At 38.8% G+C, this 21,460-nt stretch carries 19 protein-coding genes; 8 read left to right on the plus strand and 11 right to left on the minus strand.

The genetic code is table 11. The features are described 5' to 3' along the window. Positions 1 to 56 precede the first annotated feature (56 nt). The 7 genes from clpB to H0486_RS00370 all read left to right on the plus strand — a co-directional run bounded on the left by clpB (position 57) and on the right by H0486_RS00370 (position 8,219). Positions 57 to 2,639, plus strand: a complete 2,583-nt coding sequence (gene clpB, locus H0486_RS00340; protein WP_228351122.1) for an ATP-dependent chaperone ClpB — start codon at positions 57 to 59, stop codon at positions 2,637 to 2,639. Between the two features lie 232 nt (positions 2,640 to 2,871). Beyond that, the gene (locus tag H0486_RS00345) at positions 2,872 to 3,465 is read left to right on the plus strand and encodes a TetR/AcrR family transcriptional regulator (RefSeq protein WP_228351123.1); all 594 of its coding nucleotides are present in this window, start codon (positions 2,872 to 2,874) and stop codon (positions 3,463 to 3,465) included. 70 nt (positions 3,466 to 3,535) lie between these two features. Further along, positions 3,536 to 4,252 carry an MBL fold metallo-hydrolase gene (locus H0486_RS00350; RefSeq protein ID WP_228351124.1) on the plus strand — a complete coding sequence of 239 codons (717 nt, stop codon included), beginning with the start codon at positions 3,536 to 3,538 and terminating at the stop codon, positions 4,250 to 4,252. Positions 4,253 to 4,379: 127 nt separating this feature from the next. Beyond that, a complete protein-coding gene (locus H0486_RS00355) occupies positions 4,380 to 4,796 on the plus strand; it encodes a protease complex subunit PrcB family protein (RefSeq protein WP_228351125.1) in 417 nt (138 codons plus the stop codon). A 548-nt stretch (positions 4,797 to 5,344) separates the two neighbouring features. After that, entirely contained in the window at positions 5,345 to 5,590 is a 246-nt protein-coding gene (locus H0486_RS00360) for a Veg family protein (protein WP_228351126.1), read from the plus strand. A gap of 125 nt (positions 5,591 to 5,715) precedes the next feature. Then, positions 5,716 to 7,284: a DUF3794 and LysM peptidoglycan-binding domain-containing protein gene (locus H0486_RS00365; protein WP_228351127.1), complete on the plus strand. Its 1,569-nt coding sequence runs from the start codon at positions 5,716 to 5,718 to the stop codon at positions 7,282 to 7,284. Positions 7,285 to 7,610: 326 nt separating this feature from the next. After that, a complete protein-coding gene (locus tag H0486_RS00370; RefSeq protein ID WP_228351128.1) occupies positions 7,611 to 8,219 on the plus strand; it encodes a hypothetical protein in 609 nt (202 codons plus the stop codon). A gap of 71 nt (positions 8,220 to 8,290) precedes the next feature. Here the strand turns inward: H0486_RS00370 and ispE are convergent, their stop codons facing one another. Together ispE and spoIIR are read right to left on the minus strand one after the other, a co-directional pair. Next, positions 8,291 to 9,160 carry a 4-(cytidine 5'-diphospho)-2-C-methyl-D-erythritol kinase gene (gene ispE, locus H0486_RS00375; protein ID WP_228351129.1) on the minus strand — a complete coding sequence of 290 codons (870 nt, stop codon included), beginning with the start codon at positions 9,158 to 9,160 and terminating at the stop codon, positions 8,291 to 8,293. 95 nt (positions 9,161 to 9,255) lie between these two features. After that, on the minus strand, positions 9,256 to 9,945 hold the full coding sequence (gene spoIIR / locus H0486_RS00380; protein ID WP_228351130.1) for a stage II sporulation protein R: 690 nt from the start codon (positions 9,943 to 9,945) through the stop codon (positions 9,256 to 9,258). Between the two features lie 144 nt (positions 9,946 to 10,089). Here spoIIR and H0486_RS00385 point away from each other — a divergent pair, with 144 nt between their 5' ends. After that, on the plus strand, positions 10,090 to 10,512 hold the full coding sequence (locus H0486_RS00385; RefSeq protein WP_228351131.1) for a DUF1934 domain-containing protein: 423 nt from the start codon (positions 10,090 to 10,092) through the stop codon (positions 10,510 to 10,512). A 128-nt stretch (positions 10,513 to 10,640) separates the two neighbouring features. Here H0486_RS00385 and H0486_RS00390 read toward each other — a convergent pair whose 3' ends face one another. From H0486_RS00390 to H0486_RS00430, 9 genes are all read right to left on the minus strand, one after another. After that, positions 10,641 to 11,891, minus strand: coding sequence for a CapA family protein (locus H0486_RS00390; RefSeq protein ID WP_228351132.1), 1,251 nt, complete (start codon positions 11,889 to 11,891; stop codon positions 10,641 to 10,643). Between the two features lie 112 nt (positions 11,892 to 12,003). Further along, complete coding sequence (locus tag H0486_RS00395; RefSeq protein ID WP_228351133.1) at positions 12,004 to 12,462, minus strand: hypothetical protein; 459 nt, start codon at positions 12,460 to 12,462, stop codon at positions 12,004 to 12,006. A 145-nt stretch (positions 12,463 to 12,607) separates the two neighbouring features. Next, positions 12,608 to 13,339: a lysophospholipid acyltransferase family protein gene (locus H0486_RS00400; RefSeq protein WP_228351134.1), complete on the minus strand. Its 732-nt coding sequence runs from the start codon at positions 13,337 to 13,339 to the stop codon at positions 12,608 to 12,610. 178 nt (positions 13,340 to 13,517) lie between these two features. Continuing rightward, complete coding sequence (locus tag H0486_RS00405; RefSeq protein WP_228351135.1) at positions 13,518 to 14,798, minus strand: M15 family metallopeptidase; 1,281 nt, start codon at positions 14,796 to 14,798, stop codon at positions 13,518 to 13,520. Between the two features lie 183 nt (positions 14,799 to 14,981). Next, positions 14,982 to 16,451 (minus strand): nicotinate phosphoribosyltransferase, encoded by a 1,470-nt coding sequence (locus tag H0486_RS00410; protein WP_228351136.1) that lies wholly within the window; start codon positions 16,449 to 16,451, stop codon positions 14,982 to 14,984. Positions 16,452 to 16,839: 388 nt separating this feature from the next. After that, positions 16,840 to 18,954, minus strand: a complete 2,115-nt coding sequence (locus tag H0486_RS00415) for a serine hydrolase domain-containing protein (protein ID WP_228351137.1) — start codon at positions 18,952 to 18,954, stop codon at positions 16,840 to 16,842. 33 nt (positions 18,955 to 18,987) lie between these two features. Next, positions 18,988 to 19,743 (minus strand): hypothetical protein, encoded by a 756-nt coding sequence (locus H0486_RS00420; RefSeq protein WP_228351138.1) that lies wholly within the window; start codon positions 19,741 to 19,743, stop codon positions 18,988 to 18,990. A gap of 14 nt (positions 19,744 to 19,757) precedes the next feature. Further along, a complete protein-coding gene (locus H0486_RS00425; RefSeq protein ID WP_228351139.1) occupies positions 19,758 to 20,603 on the minus strand; it encodes an ATP-binding cassette domain-containing protein in 846 nt (281 codons plus the stop codon). Continuing rightward, a complete protein-coding gene (locus H0486_RS00430; RefSeq protein WP_228351140.1) occupies positions 20,600 to 20,968 on the minus strand; it encodes a GntR family transcriptional regulator in 369 nt (122 codons plus the stop codon). Before H0486_RS00430 ends, H0486_RS00425 begins: the two co-directional genes overlap by 4 nt. Between the last annotated feature and the right edge of the window lie 492 nt (positions 20,969 to 21,460).

Consider the following 21,460-nt stretch of genomic DNA (forward strand, 5'->3'; position numbering starts at 1 on the left):
GATAAAAGACTAGGCAAATTGATAATGGACAAAATGGATCATAAGGAGGATGAAAAATGAACATAAATAAATTTACACAGAATTCCATGCAGGCAGTTCAGAATTGCGAAGCGCTTGCCTATGAATATGGACATCAGGAAATTGATGTGGAACATCTGCTGCATAGCCTGTTAACACTGGAAGACAGCCTGATTAAAAAGCTTCTGGAGAAGATGGAAATTAATACGGAGGTATTTCTGGCTCAGGTAAAGGGATTATTAAACAGACGCCCCAAGGTGTCCGGTGGACAAATATATATCAGTAATGATTTAAATAAAATATTGATATATGCAGAAAATGAAGCGAAGCAGATGGGAGATTCCTATGTTTCCGTGGAACACCTTTTCCTAAGCATGATAAAACAACCCAATAAGCAAGTGAAAGAATTGTTCAAGGATTTCCGTATCAATCGGGAAGATTTCTTAAAGGCACTGCAGAGTGTTCGGGGCAATCAGAAGGTAGTAACGGACAATCCGGAAGCTACTTATGATACACTTGAGAAATATGGTTATGATCTTGTGGCGCGCGCGAAAGAGCAAAAGCTGGATCCGGTAATCGGACGAGACAGTGAGATTAGAAATGTCATACGGATATTGTCACGAAAGACGAAGAATAATCCGGTTCTGATTGGAGAACCCGGTGTGGGTAAAACAGCGGTAGTAGAAGGTCTGGCTCAGAGAATTATTCGTGGAGATGTTCCACAATCACTTCAGGATAAAAAGCTATTCGCACTGGATATGGGTGCTCTGGTGGCAGGAGCAAAATATCGGGGCGAGTTTGAAGAGAGATTGAAAGCGGTTCTGGAAGAAGTGAAGAAAAGTGAGGGTAGGATTATTCTGTTTGTGGATGAGCTTCATACCATTGTAGGTGCAGGAAAGACAGAAGGAGCCATGGATGCCGGTAATATGCTAAAACCTATGCTGGCAAGGGGCGAGCTTCACTGTATTGGGGCCACAACCCTGAATGAGTACCGTCAATATGTTGAGAAGGATGCGGCTCTGGAACGTAGATTCCAACCGGTTATGGTTGAGGAGCCTACGGTTGAGGATACCATTTCTATACTAAGAGGATTGAAGGAACGCTATGAGGTGTTCCACGGGGTTAAGATTACGGATGGTGCTTTGGTGAGTGCCGCTGTGCTGTCTAACCGATATATTTCTGATCGTTTTCTGCCTGATAAGGCAATTGACCTGGTGGACGAGGCTTGTGCGCTTATCAAAACAGAGCTTGATTCAATGCCAACGGAATTAGATGATATGCAGCGAAGAATTATGCAAATGGAAATCGAAGAGGCAGCTCTGAAAAAGGAGAATGACAGACTGAGTGCAGAACGCCTGAATGATTTACAGCAGGAGCTGGCAGAGCTGCGGGATGCCTTTGCCGGAGCCAAAGCAAAATGGGATAATGAAAAGGCACTGGTAGAGAAGGTTCATAAGTTGAGGGAAGCTCTAGAGGAGCTGAATAATGAAATTGAACTGGCAGAGCGAAGCTATGATTTGAATAAGGCAGCAGAGCTTAAGTATGGTAGACTGCCACAGCTTCAGAGTCAGCTGGCAGCAGAAGAGGAAAATCTGAAGCATAATGAAAATATGCTAGTTCATGAAAACGTCAGTGAGGAGGAAATTGCCAAGATTGTATCCCGCTGGACGGGAATTCCTGTGACGAAACTGACAGAGGGCGAGAGAAATAAAACACTTCATTTAAGTGAAGAACTGCATAAACGAGTGGTTGGACAGGATGAAGGTGTGGAGAAGGTATCGGATGCTATCCTTAGATCAAAGGCAGGTATTAAGGATCCGACAAAGCCTATTGGTTCCTTCTTATTCCTTGGACCAACCGGTGTTGGTAAGACGGAGCTTGCCAAAGCACTGGCAGAAAGCTTATTTGATAATGAACAGAATATGGTTCGTATTGATATGAGTGAATATATGGAGAAGCATTCCGTTGCAAGACTGATAGGAGCACCTCCAGGCTATGTGGGTTATGAAGAAGGAGGACAGCTGACCGAAGCAGTTCGCCGTAAGCCCTATGCAGTAATCCTGTTTGATGAGGTTGAAAAGGCGCATCCAGATGTATTTAACGTTCTTCTTCAGGTATTGGATGATGGACGGATTACGGATTCCCAGGGAAGAACCGTGGACTTCAAAAACACGATCATAATACTTACCTCCAATATCGGATCCCGCTATCTGTTAGAGGGAATTGATGAATTCGGGGAAATTACGCCGGATTGTGAAGAAAATGTAATGAGTGACCTACGTGCATCCTTCCGGCCAGAATTTCTAAATCGGCTGGATGAGATTATCCTGTTTAAGCCATTAACGAAGGAAAATATTCAGGGCATTATGAAATTAATGATTGATGACCTTAATAAGCGACTGGCTGACAAGGAAATTACCGTTGCTTTAACTGATCAGGCTATGGATTATATCATTGAGCGTAGCTATGATCCGGTATATGGTGCAAGACCATTAAAACGATACCTACAGAAAAATGTGGAGACCTTAAGTGCCCGGTTAATACTTAGGGATGAGGTTCATGCGGAGGATACGATACTGATCGATGTGGAGAATAATCAGCTTGTCGCTAGAGTACAGTAACCGCTAAGGTTATCCTAAGTGAACAGATATCATAAAACCCTTACAAAGAGGGGCTGATGCAAAAGGTATATAAGGAATTATGGTAAGCCATAATCCCTGTTTATATATTTTGCATCAGCCCCTCTTTTGTTAAAATGGTATTTCCTTCATTTTTTAGGTTGACATTATTATACTTCTATGTTAATTTAAAACTGACCATTCAGTACTAAATTTAAATGATTGGAGTGACAAAATGAAAAATCCAAATGCCAGGGACAGAATCCTTAAGGCAGCTGTAAGAATATTTGCAGAGAAGAGCTTTGAGGGGTCACGCATTGATGAAATTGCACGGGAAGCGAATGTTCCGAAATCATTGATCTATTATCACTTTAAAAGTAAGGATGAGATATTGGAAGTTCTAATAGATGAGTTTCTTAATGAATACTTAACCATTATTAATAACACAACCCAGGAAAGTCATCAGGAAGAAGCGGAGGCGCTTCCGGAACGAATGAAACTGGTTTATTATGAATTTGGGCAAAGAAATTCTGACTTAATACGGGTAATTTTCATTGATTCCCTGAAGAAAAGAAATCAAAAACCAATCCTTTTTAAGATAGTGGAAGCAATGATTGCGAAAGAAGCAGAAGTAAAAAAAGATAAGAAGTATGATGTTCAGGAAAGAAGGATTGCAGAATTCTTCACTAGCCAGATCCCAAATTATGCCTACCTATGCTTTGCAGATGCCTGGTCAGATTATTTTTCGATAGATAGAGAAAAGTTTGATGAGCTGTATAGGAAGGTATATATTGAGACACACGGAGCATATCACAAATTCCATGATTGAGAAACGATAGAAATACAAAAGAAAGCTCATTAGTAATAAGAATAAGGATTAGATCGAAGGAGGAGTTAGGTTGAACCAGGAAATCATTAGAATCGATTTAGGTGGAGTTAACTGTTATCTAGGGAAATCAGAAGAGGGATACGTCCTATTTGATACAGCAGGGCATTTGTTCATGGATAAGGAATATACAGACCGTAGAGAAGAACTGATCCGTAGGTTAGAGGAGGAGGGCTGCTGTACAGGGAATTTAAGAGCCATCATATTAACACACGGCGATTGTGATCATACAGCCAATGCTGCGTATTTAAGAGATAAGTACCAGACAGTAGTTGCAATTCATGAAAAGGATGAGATAATGCTTAAGGAGCTAACAGTGGAGCGGATTCTAGAAAATTGTCGCTATCATTCGGTTGTTTTAAAAATAGTATTTTTTTTAGTGAAAAATCAATTGAAAAAAGTATCAACAAAAATACTAAGTGACTTTACCACATTTCAACCAGATGTACTTCTGAAGGATGGTGAGGATTTATCTGGATTTGGTTTTCGTGGCAAAGTGATACATACGCCTGGACATACTGCCGGATCCATTGCAATACTTGCAGAGAGTGGCGAATTAATTGTTGGAGATACATTTGCCAATGCCAAAGTACCGGAGCTTGCTCCCAATGCATTGAATTTCAAGCAAATGAAGGAAAGTGCGAAAAAGCTTTTGATGATGAATGTTACAAAGATTTATCCTGGACACGGTGAACCTTTTCCTGCTTCTGTATTAAAAGGGAAGCTATAGCGGTAATATGTAGATCAATGATGTGGGGTCAAAGTAGGATGGACTGTAAATTCCATGGAATCTATCTCGCATGATTTCTTGCAATCCTTCATAGTATTTAATAAGTGATAACTCTATGGAGGTCAAAATGAGGAGATTCAGAAAGCTGATTCTGCTTCTTATGTTTGTAGTTACAGTCATTGGATTAACCGGCTGTAAAGCTGAGGATACAGATGTTAAGAAAATAAAGGATTTGGAATTTACTGTTGTTGAGGATGCCGATTTGCCAGGAGAATTGAAGGAAATCATTGATGAGAAAAAGGAAGAACCGTTTAAATTATCCTATTCCAATAAAGATTATCTGTATATTGTTGTTGGCTATGGTAAGCAAAACAGTGGGGGATATAGCATCTCAGTGGATGAGCTGTATTTAACCAGCAATGCCATATATATTAATACCAATCTTATTGGTCCCTCCCAGGAGGATATGGTATCCCAAGGCATCACCTATCCTTATGTGGTGGTAAAGCTGGAGTTTCGAGACGAGCGGGTTGTTTTTGAGTAATTACCTTTCATAAATAATGAAAGGATACATTGATAGGAAGAATCATATGAAAGTATCCTAATTCATGCTAATAGAAAGTACGCTTTGCGGACTTTCTATTAGTTTATAGTTTTATGAAACATACAAATTGCATTTTCGGTATAGATTGATGTAAAAATAATGTAGAAACAACAATATTTAGTAAGATTTCTATCATATTAACAATATATTGTGTTTTTGCTCAAAATTAGTGAGAATGTCTAATAGATGGCGGGATAATAAGATTATACTTGTGCAATATTGTGCTTTTCCATATTTAGAAATTGAGTGTCTGTGAAAAAATCCCATAATTATCAACAAAGTTTTGGAAATTTCATGTGCACATTTTTCTATACAAACCAGCTGAAACACGCAAATTGTCAGAAAATTTATTGACGATAATTATAAAATGTGATATAATGATTTGGATGCATGGAATTTGTAACAGATTTATTTAGAATAATGTGTACACCCATTATGGATATCCCGTCCCACTGATGGTGAGAGGAAGCATTAATAAGGAGAAAATAATGATGAAGCAAAAGGATGTAAATTGTGTAAGAAATGCGGTAATTAACCAAATGGGGAAAAAGGTTAAGGTCCGAATTAACAGGGGAAGGCATAAGGTTGATGTGACAGAAGGTATTATCTCTGAGACATACCCCAGCATATTCTTAATTAAGATACAAGAGACGAAAGATATGCCGGTACGAACTGTCTCATACAGCTATACAGATATATTAACAAAAGATGTAGAATTAATTCTATGTTCATAAGAGTGTGATAAATGGAGCTAAAATCGTTTACGGTTTTAGCTTTTTTTACTCATAAATCCATAGCCTTCGGAATAAGATATGACAGAGGCATTCCATCGTATGTCCATATCAAGGAGGTATTATAAATGGAGTTAATAAAAAAGAATATTCATATGAATAAATTAAAATGTAAGAGTACCCTGCAGCTTACATTAGATGATGATTTTAATGTTCCCGATATTAAGCCGGACATTAACCAGATAATAACGGAGCAGGGAGAGGTTAAGATCAGTGAAATCAAAGCGATGAACGGTAAGCTTTTGGTTAAAGGAGCCCTTATTTTTAATATTCTATATCTGTGTGATGGAGATCAGCAGCCAATACATAATATCTCAGGGGAAATACCCTTTGACGAAGTGATTAATATGGACGTTACCTGTTCTGACGATGACCCGATTCTCAAATGGGATTTGGAGGATCTAACCACAGGATTAATTAATTCCCGAAAACTGAGTGCAAAAGCAATTATCCGGTTATATGTTACAGTAGAAGAGCTTTATGATGAAGAAACTGCGATTATGGTAGAAGGTCCCGAAGATGTTCAGTACATAAATAAACAAATAGAAGTAACGGATATCGCAATTAATAAAATAGATACCTACCGAATTAAGGACGAGATGGTTTTGCCTAGTAATAAAGGCAATATTTCTTCTCTTCTGTTTCAGGATATTGGTTTAAGCAATGTGGAGATTCGATTATTAGAGGATAAGTTTACTATTAAGGGTGAACTTCCGGTATTTCTTTTATACACAAGTGCAAATGAGGAGAATCCGATCGAGTATTATGAAAGCGACATTCCGTTCAACGCAACAATTGATTGTAATGGTTGTACAGAGGATATGATTGAAGATATTACAATCAGTATCATTAGTAAGAACATTGAGGTGAAACCGGATAGTGACGGAGAAGAAAGAGTATTAGAGCTTGAAGTTATCCTGGAGCTCAATATAAAAGTATATGAGATGGAAGAGCCGGAAATACTTTGTGATGTATATAATCCATCAAAAGAAATTGTTCCCATTATGCGCAATGCCATCTATGAGAATCTAGTGATTAAAAATAACAGTAAATACCGTATTGCCGATCGAATTAAGGTGGGTGTAAACCAACCAAATATTCTGCAGATTTGCCATGCAAGCGGTAAGATCAATGTGGATGAGATTATTCCTAATGGTACAGAGCTTCAGGTAGAAGGCGTGATAGATGTAAATATTCTATATATATCCGAGGATGATACAAAACCTCTTAATTCCCTAAGGGGTGTAATTCCATTTGCACAGACCATTGAACTAAAAGGTATGAAGAATGGTAGTAACTATGATGTGAAGCCAAGTATCGACCAACTGAGTGTTATGATGTTGGATAGTGAAGAAATAGAAGTAAAATCTACAATCAATCTTAATACCATCGTATTTGATATTATTTCTGAGCCCATCATTACTGACATTGAGGTAGCGGATTTGGACCTGGAGAAGCTTCAGGCAATGCCCGGGATCATAGGTTATGTTGTGAAAAGAGATGATACATTGTGGAATATTGCGAAAAAATATTACACCACTGTGGATACAATCATGAACATTAATGGTCTGGAGAATGATCGAATTAAAGAAGGCGACAAATTAATTATTATGAAGAAGGTGGATGCTGTAATATAGTCATATTATATTAGTAATTCCACATTGATAATTACTTGAGTGTCCAATAGCGAACCTTTCCATAAAGGAATATGTTCGCTATTTTTTTGAATTCTCATGCTAAATGTCAGTTTATTGATACTTTGTTCTTAATTTTTTTTAGAAAACGTCCGAAATATAAGTTGTAACCCATTCGTTATGAAAAAGTACCATAAGAGGATGGATCTTCCTACTAAAATAAAAGTAGAAGAAATCAAGGAGGAGAAATCCTCCAACAAATCAAGGAGGAGAAATCCTCCAACAAATCAAGGAGGAGAAATCCTCCAACAAATCAAGGAGGATTGGATATGAGCGTAAACGGAATTACGAATGTAACACAATCATATGAAAACAAGAAAACGGACAAGACAAAGACTAACCAGAACCAGCAAACTGACCAAAAGGAACAAAAAAATATAGAGAGCACACCTGCTGCTACTTATGAAAAGAATGAGCCGGAGGTTGACAGCAAGAAGATCTATACAAGAGATACGGTAACCATTGACCGACTCATTGCTGAATCGGAACAACGTGCGGAAAGCCTGCGTAAGCTGGTAGAGAAAATGCTGTTAAAGCAGGGAGAAACCTATAATGAAGCGACAGATATTTATGCACTTCTCAGAGAAGGAAAGCTACAGGTTGATCCAGAGACACAGGCACAGGCGCAAAAGGATATTGCGGAGGATGGTTATTGGGGAGTGGAACAGACCTCTGAGAGACTATTTTCCTTTGCAAAAGCATTAACCGGCGGAGACCCGTCAAAAGCAGATGAGATGATCGAGGCTGTGAAGAAAGGCTTTGATGAAGCAACGAAGGCATGGGGTGGCGAACTTCCGGAGATATGTAAGAGGACCTTGGATGCAGCTATCGCTAAAATGGAGGCTTGGAGAGACGGCTTAGATAAGGAAGCCGAGTAACATATAATAATATTTGAATACCCTTTGGTTATGACTTTATACGTATCACTCTCATAACCGAAGGGTTCATTTTATGGCCAGTAGGGTTTCGTTAAAAACACCTGTTTACCATATGTTCTATTTTTCTTGAAAAACCGGAAGGCGGATTCAGCAACCTTTATATCTGAGTAAATTCCGAATACGGTTGGACCACTGCCGCTCATTAATGATGCAAGAGCACCAGTTTCATTCATTTTATGTTTGATTTCGGCGATGATGGGATATTCCTTTATAGTTACTGTCTGTAGAATGTTATCCATCCTCTTGGTCAGAGAGGATAAATCAGCTCGATCGAGGGAGGCTATCATTGCATTAATATCCGGATGAGAAACAGAACCATCCAGCTTCAGATTCTCATATACATACTTGGTAGATACATTTATGTCAGGCTTCACAAGAAGGATATGACAATCCGGCAGCGGAGATAAAGGAGTTAATACCTCTCCGATGCCTTCAGAAAGTACGGTCCCAAGCATAATACAGTAAGGAATGTCTGCTCCCAGCTTAACACCCAGCTTCATGAGTGCTTCTTTTGACAGCCCGGTTTCAAACAATTCATTTAAACCCAAAAGTGTTACAGCGGCATCGCTGCTTCCGCCCGCCAGACCAGCGGCAACCGGAATGTGTTTATTTAATTCAATCGAAAGCCCCTCTGTAATATTGTTTTCCGATAAGAATAAAGAGGCGGCCTTATATACCAAATTACCCTGACCCGTGGGGAGATAGGATAAGTTATTATGCAGCCTGATGCCTGGCTTCGAAGATCTGCTAATGGTGATTTTATCGTATAAATCTATGGATTGCATGATCATACAGACATCATGGTAACCGTCTTCTCTTTTTCTTATAACATCCAGACCCAGATTTATTTTAGCATAGGCATTCTTGCGGATATAATTCATGGGGACCTCCGTGATTTTCATAATTACCCGTATTCTATCATAGATTTGTATGCAAATCAATCTGCTCGAGGGAGGAGTAAGAATAAGGAGAGGAGTTATTTTTTCAATAACTTTTTCAATTTCTCTAACAATTTAAGCTTTACTTTTACCTTTGGCTTCTGACTGACTAATGCCTCGTATTCTTCATCAGTAAGTACATGCTTTAATTTCTCACCACTTTTCTCATCAACGATACAATAGGTCTCATCTACAAAGCAGAGGGGAGGAAACATAACACACCACCAGTTTTTCCCCTTAGCCTCTCCTATTTTTACGCGAAGAGCCTCATATTTGCCAGGAGGAAATACATAATCCCCATAGACGTTTAGGGGAAAGTAGCAGTTTTTTTCCAACGATACGGACACTTCATATGGATATCCGTTTTCCCGTATAATATCTTCTGCCAAAGCCTGAATATTATCCAGATTATCGGACAGAATATCACGGGCTTGCGTCAGATCCTGAGCGTTACTGAGAGAAGGAGCCAGGTGTTTGACTAAAGTATCCTTTACAGTGAGCTTTAATTCCTGATCTTCCCTGCTATCACTATTTGCGATAACATGGAACCGTATGATTTCATCAGCTAGTGAGTCCTGGAACGATGCACGTTTCATCGAGCTTGTCTTTATTACCCACATGGAAAATCCGCAAAAAATCAAGATAAAGAGCAGATATGTATAGTTTGGGATAAATTTTATATAACGTAGAGTCTTAGCCTCAATAAGATGATGGAGCTTATATTTCATAGTGGAACCTCCCGTGTAATATGGTGTCTAGATTATTACCAAAATAATGGAAGATTATTCTTATGTGAAAATAGCTTGTACAATAATTTTCTCCGTAGTAAAATGGTCTAACAGTGGCAGTAACAAAAAGAAAGGGGGCTTCCTATGACGAAGAATGTTATTATTAGGATAGAAGGAAGTCAGAAAAATTCTGATGAAGAACCAGTTGTTATCAACGAAAAGGGAATTTATCAGCAGAGGGAGAATGCCCATTATGTTCGTTATGAGGAAGCTTCGTCAGAAGATCCTTCTCAGAGTATAAAGGCCATGATTAAAATTACGCCGGAGAGGATAATCTTATCAAAGCAGGGTATCTACCCATCCCAAATGGTGTTTGACCGAATGGAAATGACGCAGACCTGTTATCAGACGCCTTATGGAGCATTGCAGCTGGAAATCCGGACAAAGGACATTATCCTAAAGGAAGAGGCGGATCTGATCCATATAACCTTAGAGTATTGCTTATCAGAAAACGGAAGCCATTTGTCAGATAATCGTACTATCATATCAATATCTTCAGTGCAGTAGTTTGAATGAATATAAGAAATGAGCACAATCAAGATATCGGATTTTACTATCTTGATTGTGCTCATTTTATTTAAGCTTAATTAGGTAATTGCAAAATCATACAACAGAAAGTACACCTTGCGTGGAGGCTATTCTGCTTCGTGTATAAATCCAAACTCATCAATAGTTATTCCAAAGGACAGATTACTAATGAATTGGAAATAGTCCTCCCGTTCGGCGTCCTCAGTAAGCATGTAGGTGTAAGTGTTTTTTGCCATAGCCGGTATCATCTGAACCCTTACAGTATCATCGGGATCGAGATAGAGCTTTAACAGACCGGTTTCTCCGGTAGCACCACCGAACCAATAGTTACCTAGGCTATAGACAATAGGCTTATTGTTATAGAATTCAATACCCTGAAGCACATGAGGATGACATCCGATAACAGCGTCTGCTCCGGCATCTATGTACTGCTTAGCCATAGTTTGCTGATAGTCCTCGGGGTAGTTATTTCGTTCCACTCCCCAATGTACAAAAGCAACCACAAAGTCACTGTTCTCCTTCGCCTCACGAATCGACTCTAAGAAAAGAGCAGGGTCATAGGTGCCGATCATACCCGGACTAGTATCAGTAGCATACCAGTCCATAGCAAATACAACACGGGAAGCAGCAACATAAGCTATCTTTTTATCACCAACCGTAAAATAAATCGGGGCTTTTGCGCGATCCATTGTGTCTCCTGCACCAACATAATGAATTCCGGCATTATCCAGAGTTTCAAAGGTGTCAATAAGAGCGTCCTTACCATAGTCCAAAGCGTGATTATTAGCCAGAGAGACAATATCAACACCCATTTCCTTAAGAATCTCCACACGGCTAGGATCTGCACGGAAGGTAAAGGACTTATCAGGTGTCTTAGTACCTCTTGTACTATATGCAAATTCGTTATTCAGCATCATAATATCCATAGAGTTCATTTCATTGATTAGATCTTCGGATATACCGCCAAGAATACCCTTCTTCTCGCTATCATATTTTTTCATGGGTTTGGAAGCTTCATCAAAGTTAATATCTCCCGCAAAGCCCAGTACAATCGGTTCTGGATCCGGCTCGACTACTACCTCCTCTGGCTCACCAGTAGGGACCGGTGTTACACTGAGCGCAGTATCGTCCTCTGCTTCTGCTGGTGTATCGGAGATGGAAGGAGAGTTCGTTGGGATAGTGGCTTCCGGTGAGATGGGTATCTGTGTAATGGTTATCGTATTATCCTGATTCGCAGCAGAAGATTTCTTATGATCCCTCTGACTTTGTATTATAAATGCACTCACTAATAAACAAGCAAATAAAGTGAGTGAGAGAATACAGGTTAGGAGTAACAGGAATAGGTTCTTTTTCTTCATTTTAACCTCCGTTCTGCCTTGTAGGCAATCGATAGTGAGAGAAGTTTATTATGTTATAAAAAACCTCTTACCTTATATCATCAAATACGGTTTTAAGGTAAGAGGAAATAAATTATTTTTTATCTTTTTTAAAGGAACCGGTAATTCTTTTCAATAGTCCTTGCTTTTGCTTTTTAGGCTCCAGATTACTTCGTAATCCCTTAACATCCATAATATAGATTCCACTGAGGACTGCTTTTACTTCCTTTTTTACCGGTATCAGATCAAATATCTTAGCATCACATACTAAGGACATAACCTTAGGACCGATTTTTGCTTTTACAATAGGTACCTTTGAACCACGAAGGTATCTAGGCGTCTGATCCAATACGATTTTAGGTAAATTAGCTTCTTTTAACTTCATTTTCTTTTTATCAATAACCAGGATGGATACGGTCTGAGCAGCTGCCTGCATCTGTTCCTGTGATTCTTCCTGCTTCTTCTGTAGCTTTCTACCAAAGAAATATAGGGCAACTAAGCCGGCGACCACTACGACAGCCACGATGATCATAACAATAGTAAATGTATTCATGAGATATGTACCTCCTCAAGTGTTTGCGTATTCAATAACATGTCCCAGATAGGGCAACGTCTATTGTAACATCTTTTTTGGAAAAAAGAAATAGAAAAATGATAAATAATTAGAAGATCATTTCGACAAAAACCTGCCATAGGTCCTACTTAATAAGACCTGCATTTTTTTCCAAGGTATCACGGATAATTCCCTGTACATAGGAACCAAGAAACTTAAGCTGTTCCTTCGTAAGATCCTTGGGATATATAGGCTTCCCGTATTCAATTACAACATGAGTGCTTTTTACCCAGGGAGCATGTGTTTCAAATGCGGTTTCCGTATTGGAGATGGATACCGGAACAATTGCACAGCCGGTTTTTTCGGCTATCTTAAAGCTTCCTTCCTTAAAGGGTAGCATCTCCTTGCCTTGATTACGGGTCCCTTCGGGAGCGATGTAAATAGAGTATCCAGCTTTCACCTGCTCAATGGCCTTTAGTATAGTCTGTAATCCTTGCTTAATATCATCACGATCCAGGAACAGACATTGCAAAAAACGCATCCAGGTACTGAGAAAAGGAATTCGGGCAATTTCTTTTTTTGCCATGAAACCAGTTAAGGTAGGAATTGTAGCGTATGCCACAGGAATATCATAATAGCTTCTGTGATTCGCAATATATAGAATCGGTTCATCCTTCGGCACGTTCTCCAGACCAATTACGGTTTGTTTGGTACCACTTAGAAAAAGCAGAACCTTAAAAGCACGCACAACAATTGCCTGTGAACTGGCAACCATGGCATGGCGGTTAAACCGTCCTAAAATAAATTCAAATAAATACAACGGAATACTTATAATAAAGAAAATAATTAAATACAATACAACTAGAATCAGCCTCATGAATCCACCCCATTTTAATATTAGCTAACAATAATTCAGAAGGATACATCATATATCCGGTAATTCTAATATGTGTTTACCGTAGTATGGCTTTCCTTCTGATTCTTTGTATGCTTGATTAAGTTATAATATATCATATTCTAATGATGAAATAAATATATTTTTCAGCCAGTGAAATCTAAGATACAGGGGATATAGTTACCGTAGGTGTGGAGCTAATTCCGTCCATTGGATGCTCGTCCTCGTTCGGCTCGTTTCCGATCGGGACATTCCCCTCAGAAGGCACTTCATCCTTGTCAGGTTCTTCCTCATCGGGAATCTCTGTATCAGTATCATCCTCAGCTTCATCAATATTAGGATTTTTCGGAGGGTTTACCGGTTTCGGTGTCGGAGTTGCCGGCACTGGAGCAGGGGATGGAGTTACCTTTCCCTGTGTATCGCTGTCAGTAGAATCCTCTTCCTTGGTATCACCATCAGCAGTATCTTCATCTTGGAATTCATCTGTTTCTTCCGTTTCTTCTCCTTCCCCATCAATGGGGATAATCGTAACACGAGGAGGAATATAATTAATCAAATCCGAATAAAGGGTCTCAAAATCGAAATCCTTACTGGGAACATAATTATAGTATTCGTCCAAAGTCAAATCATTGTTATATAAATAGGTTGCCAGGTCTACTCCTACATAACGTATATGCCATGGCTCATAAGCATAACCGGTGACTTCGGCTTTGTCTTTTGGGTATCGAATGATATATCCGTAGAGATGTGCATGTTTGGCTAACCATATCCCTTCGGGAGATTCAGCGAAGGAGGTTACCAGACGAAATCCGAGAGATTTTGAGGAAACATCAATGGCAAGCCCTGTCTGATGTTCACTGGTGCCGGGAACGGCAGAATATAACAAAGTATAGTCCTTACCCTTTTTACGAATATTATTGGTAAATATGTGTTTTTGACGTTCATAAGAACGATAGCCTGAAATTCCGTATAAAATAATACCTTCCTCTTCGGCATCAGCAAAGCATTTTTCTATTGCCTCAGCGGCCTCCTGACGTAAGAGGGTTCTCTCGTCCTGATAATTAATGTCAAATAGAATGTTCGGGTGAACCAGATTATCCGGTTCATAGGTTTTTGGAAGAGCATGCTCCTTATTTACAAAGACAGTAATGCTCGATGGTTCTAAATCCATCTCTGTAGCAGGAACAAATGCTTCCTTCTTTTTATTCGTTGATGAAAAAAACGCTGGTTCATCATCGAAGGGCTCCTGACCAACCAGTGTGGGAGGAATATATTTATAGTCTGTTTTCTTCGTTTCGGAAGAATCTGATTCCAAGGGTTGTATTACCTGACCATAAGAGGAGTTGTTATCTGCTTGCGATATCAGGGTAAATACAGCCGCACTAATGGAAGTGACCGCTAATAATGAGGTTATGAATAACCTTCTGGTCTTTCTCTTCAAAAAGAAAACTCCTTTCTTATTCTAAAACATGGGGAATTGTAGAGTCTCAATGTTTATGTTATTGATTTTCGGAGGAATAAGCGAGCTTATTCTGCCTTTTTCTACATTCCAGTATACCATAATAAAGGTAAAAAGCCAGTATTTTTTAGAATAAAAAAGGAGGATTTTGTGGGTATCTAGGTACTATTTACCAGTCGATTTACTTGTCTGCTCTGCCAGACTATCCAGTAAATCAGTTTTCATGCGATATAATCTTACAGATAAGTCAACATATACAATATGTGGATTAATCAAACGTCTTACCTCATCCCATAGACTATCCTGTTCTTTAGCACAATAATCCCGAATTTCCATAACAGAAGGAGAGGTGTAGACACATTTTCCTTTTAAGAAAATCGGTACCAGAAGCTCACGAAGAGTATAGGTGTTGGGCTCCAGGTAGGTCTTTTTCCAGGTTGCTAGGGGATCAAATAGTAATAAAGGATTTTCGGGAGAAAATTCCTCATCTGCCAAAGCAATAAGGTCAGCCTTTACTTTACCGCTTTCCTTTTCATAGACACGAATAATCTTCTTATTACCGGGGTTGGTGATCTTCCACTGGTTTTCTGAAAGCTTGATCTTGGGAATGAAAATTCCGTTTTTCTGAATGGCGGCAAGCTTGTATACTCCACCAAAGGAAGGACAGTCTTTGGAGGTAATCAGTTTGGTTCCCACACCCCAGGAATTAATTTTAGCACCCTGAGCTTTTAAGGAATCAATAAGGTATTCGTCTAAGTCACTGGAAGCAGTAATGGTGGCGTCAGTAAAGCCAGCAGCATCCAGCATTTTTCTGGCCTTTTTAGAAAGGTACGCAAGATCTCCGCTATCAAGTCGTATGCCATATCGTTGTGGCATTTTTCCAGCAGCACGAAGCTCTTCAAATACTTTAATGGCATTGGGTACACCACTACGCAGGGTATCATAGGTATCCACTAACAGGGTGGTATTCAGAGGGTAAATCTCAGCATATTTACGGAATGCAGAGATTTCATCATCAAAGCTCATAATCCAGCTGTGGGCATGAGTACCTAAAGCAGGAACATCATATAATTTTGCGGATAATACATTGCTGGTTCCAATACATCCTCCGATTACAGCGGCTCTGGCTCCTAAAGTTCCGGCATCGGGGCCCTGCGCCCTACGTAAACCGAATTCCATAACCGGATCACCAGCGGCTGCATAACATACACGAGATGCTTTGGTTGCGATAAGACTTTGATGATTGATTATATTTAATAGAGCGGTTTCAATTAATTGAGCCTCCATAATTGGAGCAATTACTTTTACTAAAGGCTCCATAGGAAATACTACAGTACCCTCCGGTACGGCATAGATATCACCGGTAAACTGGAAGTTCTCAAGATAGGAGAGAAAATCCTCATTAAAAATATTTAAGGAGCGTAAGTATTCAATATCATCCTTTACGAAGGACAATTCCTTAATATAGTCAATTACCTGCTCCAGACCGGCACAGATAGCATAACCGCTACCGCTGGGATTTTCCCGATAAAAAACATCAAAAATAACGATTTCATTATTCTTGTTGTTATAATATCCCTGCATCATCGTCAATTCATAAAAATCAGTTAATAACGTTAAATTCTGTTTACCCATAAAAACCTTGCCTTTCATCAAAATCGCTGCGGCAGAAGAGTATCGTATCTGATAAGCCGTAGTATTTCCTAATTAATGGTTATCTTATACCATGCGAATCTACTTACTAATCCACAAAGAGTATGTGTATACGATTCGCAAGCGAATCTACTCACTAGATCGCGAAGAGTATGTATTTGTGATTCGTATTCGAATCGATTTGTAATTCTCATAAGGTCCATATCACAACATATACCAGAATTAGAATTATGTCAAGTACTGGGTAAATGGAGAGATGTGCTATTGTATAATGTAAGTACAGGGGCTATGAATACCTCATATAAAAGAGGAAATTCATAGCCCCTGCAAATATATAAATCAATAGACCTTTTGAATAATGGTATCTTAATTATTTCGTATAAGAAACTTTGAACTTTGCATTAGCATTACCGACAAATACGATATAACCATCTTTGGGTAAGGTAACTGTATTTGATTTAAAGACTAAAGAGTTATGAATACAGGCTCCATTCTCATCATAAACACTAAAGGAGGAGTTTTTCGGTACAGTAACTTGTATTTTCTTACCTTCAGATTTTTTACCGATTTTATACCAGTTTGCCTCGCCCGATTTATTAATTTTGCAGGTAAAGGAGGATTTCGTGGAAAAAGTAGAGATTGCATCCTCCGAAATATAATGTGTTCCGCCAGCTTCCAGGTATTCCTTATTGTCCTTGATATAGAACTGGTAATCAACCAGGTCGCGTCCATTCATTGCAGGTATTTGAAGAACTGTTTTCGCAGAGTTTTTGCCGGTGATTTTGGCATCAAGATAATAACCTTCCAATTCATCGGATAAGCTTATTTTCAGTGCTGGTAAATAAATAGCGTATAATTCGGAAGTGTATGCCTCATCTACCATGAAATAATTCTTGTTGTTTCTCTTTTGCCATGCTGTTTTGACTTGATTGGAAAGAGGATTCGCCTCTAATTTCTGATACTGATATTCGGATTGTACTACCTGACCTAACCCGGGTGCTTCGCTATAACCACTAACCTTAATATAGGTGTAACCATTATATAATTCTGAAAATGATAGATAATAAGATCCGTCGGGTGCATAGAATTTACCGTCTCCTGTATGAATAAAGGTCAAAAGATCCTCCGGAGACAGAATATCCTTCATGGTAAGCGTGCCCTCCGGATTAATTGTTATGGATACAACCTCATCCCGATTGGCGTAAAATCCATTGTATTTTGCTAATGCATCCGGTACAGAGATCATAACCGGTTCTTGAAAAGTAACATTTTCGTGAATTTCTGAAATGCTGCCTTTTTCCTGTAGAACAGAAAGTAACACTTCTTGAGCCAACAGCTGGTTTAAGGTACTAGAACCGCCGGAGGATAATACGGTCATGGCCATATTTTCTTCTGGTAGTACGACAAGGCTTCCATGATATTGAAGGGTATCGCCACCTTTAACGAGTGCCTTTATTCCGTATTCTGTAAAAGGGTAGGTATCAACGCTATCCCATCCCAGTCCGTAGGATAATATCGAGGAAGGCCCCTCTGCCCAGAGTCCGGACCGATATTCCGGATTTGCCATTGCATTTACTGCTTCAGTAGATAGGATAGGAGTAGAATTTGACATGAACGTTGTAGCAAACTGACACATATCCTCAGCAGTTGAATATATTCCGCCTGTACCGATAATATTAATTGCTTCTGTGGGAAGAGTATATTGTATTCCGGGGAAATACCCCTTTGCCAGACGACTTCTTGAAAAATCATTATTCGGGGTAAAGGTATTCTTCATTGTAAGAGGTGTACTTATATTGTCCTTGATATATTGTGTAAAACTAATTCCGCTTATTTTTTCTACCAGAAGCTCGGCGAGGGTAAATCCGTCATTACAATATACAGAAAACATACCCGGATCCGCTTTTAAACGGGATGTCTTTAAATACTTTAGCAAATAATCGAAGCATGAATTACTCTTCTCTGCAAAAGAAAAGGAATTTGCATATGTACTTCCCATTAACCCGGAAGAATGATTCAACAGCATTCTTACCGTAATTGCTTTATATCGACTATCTGCCATCTGAAACTCAGGCAGATATTTATAAACAGGAGTATCGAGATTTATTTTTCCCTCATCAACCAGTTGCATAACTGCTGTAGCAGTAAAAACCTTACTGATGGATCCGATACCGTATAGAGTATCTTTTGCAGGTGATTTTCCGCTTTCCATACTATAGACACCGGCTTGGCCGGAGAGTACAATCTTTCCATGATCAATCAGGGCGTATTGTACACTAGTTGCCCCATACATGGATAGAAGGGCTTCCGCTTTTGCTTTTGCCAAATCTGATGCTGTCGTATAATCAGTAGATTTACTAGGGGTAGTTGTTACCATTTGCGACATGTCAGAAGTAGTCACGGAGCTGGCCAGCGCAGTAGATGGAAACAGCATAGAAAATATAATTGGAAATACATATATTAATCTTTTTATCTTTTTATTCATGATTTCCTCCAATGGATCGTATGTAGTATTCTTTTACTCTTTTATTGCTGCTCTTTTTATCATTAACCAGCTAATTAAGCTAAGTAGTATAAATAGGAGCAGACAGGTTATCATAGCATTGCCGGGGCGATTGGTTGACAGACCAAAAGCTGTATCAATAAGGATGGATATTCTGGCAGATATTCTCCCTCTTGTAAGGATATAATCTAATAAGGGAAATACCATAAATAAACCTACAGGAAGAGCTACACTAACCGCAATTTTCCCTGATTTCCCCAAACGGTAATATAGTATGGTTATAAAATATCCGATCGAGGAGATAGTCATGTATAGCAAGAGACTGAGTAAAAAGCTAATGAAATGTGTGCTTAGCTGATCATTATTAAACTGATATGCTTGTTCAAATAGGGAAGAACAAACTAAATTGCCGTCCGTAGAAGAGGATAAAGCCTTAAATGCCAGTAATAACAATTTATCAATGATTGCCATAACAAAAGCAATTGAGACAGAGGTCAAAAGTCTTCCATAAAAGAGAGTCTTTCGGGAAATGCCATTTTGTAAAAGCATACCGAAGTTCTCTTTAAAAGAATTCAGACTGGCAACAAATAAAAATATAATGGTAGCGAAATCAAAACCGCCTAATTGCCCAGAGACAGGGTCGCCTAGGGTATCTAATAGCAGTGTCATAATAAAGAAAAAAGCAAATACACATGCTATAACCAGATAATAGACTCCTACCCCTTTTTTATTATCTTCCATTTGGTAACGATAGGATGCTAATATATTCATAACAATCTCCCTCCTTAATTCGTAAGCTGTACAAATAATTTTTGTAAGTCAAGTTTAGATACCTCCAGCCCATCGGGTAATTCTTCCTCTTTTTTACCGAGGATATATGCTGATTTTAGACCACCAAGAGAGTCAATTCCGATAACATTTTTGCCACTAATATAAGAATCAACTAAAGCGGTGCTACCAGATACAGTATATCCCCCTGCAAGTAACGATTCACAGGATTCGTTTCGAATAATTTTACTCTTCTTTATAATGATAATATTTTCTATTAAATTCGAAATCTCTTCAATTAAGTGAGTAGAAATGACAATCGTACAGGGATTTTCACTATATTTCTCCAGAAGGATACGATAGAATAAATCTCTATGATTCGCATCAAGACCCAGCACGGGCTCATCTAGAAAAATGTAAGGTGTATTAACAGATAATGCAATAATCAGCTTAAATATGGAGGTATAGCCTGTGGAAAGGGACTTTACATTCTTTGTAAGCTTTAGCCCAAAACGTTCTGCCAGATTAGCGGCATACTCTTCGTCAAAATCAGGATAAAAGGTTTTTGTCCATTTAAAAATATCCTTAATCTTCATTTTCTCCGGATAATAGGTCTTCTCACTCATCAAATAAAGCTGCCCCAATGCTTTATCATTATCCTTTACGGGCTCCCCATTGACATATACTTCACCCTGATCAGCATAGATACGATTTGTAATAACATTAAGTAAAGTGGATTTACCAGCGCCGTTCCTTCCGAGCAATCCATAAATTTTATTTTCCTCAAAGCTTAAACAGATATCATCTAATGCGCAGGTGTTTCCAAAGTTCTTGGTAACATGTTTTACTTCTACACAATTCATTCCTTAAACCCTCTTTCTATCATTGATTTTACTTCTAATTCCGATAAATCTAGCCTTTTGGCTTCTTCAACCACATCTAGTATATAGCTGGAGTAAAATTGTTCCCTTCTTTTGCTGCAGAGCTTATTTCTCGCTCCGGTAGATACGAACATTCCGAGACCACGCTTCTTATACACAATTCCATTCTCAACAAGTATATTAATTCCTTTCAGTGCCGTTGCCGGATTAATCTTATAGGTTACCGAAAACTCAGTTATGGATGGAATCTGGCTTTCCTCTTCATATGCTCCGGACAATATAGCGCCTTCAATTCCTTCTGCTATTTGAAGAAAGATTGGTTTATCCGATTCAAAATTAATTACCACAGAAAACCCTCCTTTTGTTATCTGGTTAGTTGCTTGACTAACTAACCGCAAGACCATAATACAATACGACCTATACTTTGTCAACAGAAAATTTTTTATAAATTAAGAAGTCAATGAAAAGCAATAGTTTGAGAATGGCTGATTTTGGGGAAACCTCTTGACAATCTTGATTTTATATAATATTATTATCAAAAATCGATATACGATAAAAACGATGACGGAGAGAGTAAGCATTAGGCAAAAGTTTCAGCGAGCCGGGGACAGTGTAAGCCCGGTATGAGTAGCAGATGACTGAAAATCACTCCCTAGTTGCAAGACCCAAAGGTGGGTTCATACCCCTCCAAGTAGGTTAAGCCGGTATCTACCGTTATATAGATAATGTATAAATGCATGTTATTGCAGAGTACGTGAAACAGGTGGTTAAATGATAGCATAGCTCTCATCCTTTTTCGGATGAGAGCTTTTTTAGTTTGTAAGTCAATATTTATCAAT

The sequence above is a fragment of the Variimorphobacter saccharofermentans genome (assembly GCF_014174405.1).
GTDB classification, from domain to species: Bacteria; Bacillota; Clostridia; order Lachnospirales; family Lachnospiraceae; genus Mobilitalea; species Mobilitalea saccharofermentans.

What these genes read in the sequence shown, in the direction of transcription:
- H0486_RS00420 (WP_228351138.1), bottom strand. Translation starts at nt 19,743, where the DNA reads ATGAATATATTAGCATCCTATCGTTACCAAATGGAAGATAATAAAAAA.
- H0486_RS00400 (WP_228351134.1), bottom strand. Translation starts at nt 13,339, where the DNA reads ATGAGGCTGATTCTAGTTGTATTGTATTTAATTATTTTCTTTATTATA.
- clpB (WP_228351122.1), top strand. Translation starts at nt 57, where the DNA reads ATGAACATAAATAAATTTACACAGAATTCCATGCAGGCAGTTCAGAAT.
- H0486_RS00355 (WP_228351125.1), top strand. Translation starts at nt 4,380, where the DNA reads ATGAGGAGATTCAGAAAGCTGATTCTGCTTCTTATGTTTGTAGTTACA.
- H0486_RS00410 (WP_228351136.1), bottom strand. Translation starts at nt 16,451, where the DNA reads ATGGGTAAACAGAATTTAACGTTATTAACTGATTTTTATGAATTGACG.
- H0486_RS00425 (WP_228351139.1), bottom strand. Translation starts at nt 20,603, where the DNA reads ATGAATTGTGTAGAAGTAAAACATGTTACCAAGAACTTTGGAAACACC.
- spoIIR (WP_228351130.1), bottom strand. Translation starts at nt 9,945, where the DNA reads ATGAAATATAAGCTCCATCATCTTATTGAGGCTAAGACTCTACGTTAT.
- H0486_RS00385 (WP_228351131.1), top strand. Translation starts at nt 10,090, where the DNA reads ATGACGAAGAATGTTATTATTAGGATAGAAGGAAGTCAGAAAAATTCT.
- H0486_RS00370 (WP_228351128.1), top strand. Translation starts at nt 7,611, where the DNA reads ATGAGCGTAAACGGAATTACGAATGTAACACAATCATATGAAAACAAG.
- H0486_RS00415 (WP_228351137.1), bottom strand. Translation starts at nt 18,954, where the DNA reads ATGAATAAAAAGATAAAAAGATTAATATATGTATTTCCAATTATATTT.
- H0486_RS00395 (WP_228351133.1), bottom strand. Translation starts at nt 12,462, where the DNA reads ATGAATACATTTACTATTGTTATGATCATCGTGGCTGTCGTAGTGGTC.
- H0486_RS00365 (WP_228351127.1), top strand. Translation starts at nt 5,716, where the DNA reads ATGGAGTTAATAAAAAAGAATATTCATATGAATAAATTAAAATGTAAG.
- ispE (WP_228351129.1), bottom strand. Translation starts at nt 9,160, where the DNA reads ATGAATTATATCCGCAAGAATGCCTATGCTAAAATAAATCTGGGTCTG.
- H0486_RS00360 (WP_228351126.1), top strand. Translation starts at nt 5,345, where the DNA reads ATGATGAAGCAAAAGGATGTAAATTGTGTAAGAAATGCGGTAATTAAC.
- H0486_RS00345 (WP_228351123.1), top strand. Translation starts at nt 2,872, where the DNA reads ATGAAAAATCCAAATGCCAGGGACAGAATCCTTAAGGCAGCTGTAAGA.
- H0486_RS00390 (WP_228351132.1), bottom strand. Translation starts at nt 11,891, where the DNA reads ATGAAGAAAAAGAACCTATTCCTGTTACTCCTAACCTGTATTCTCTCA.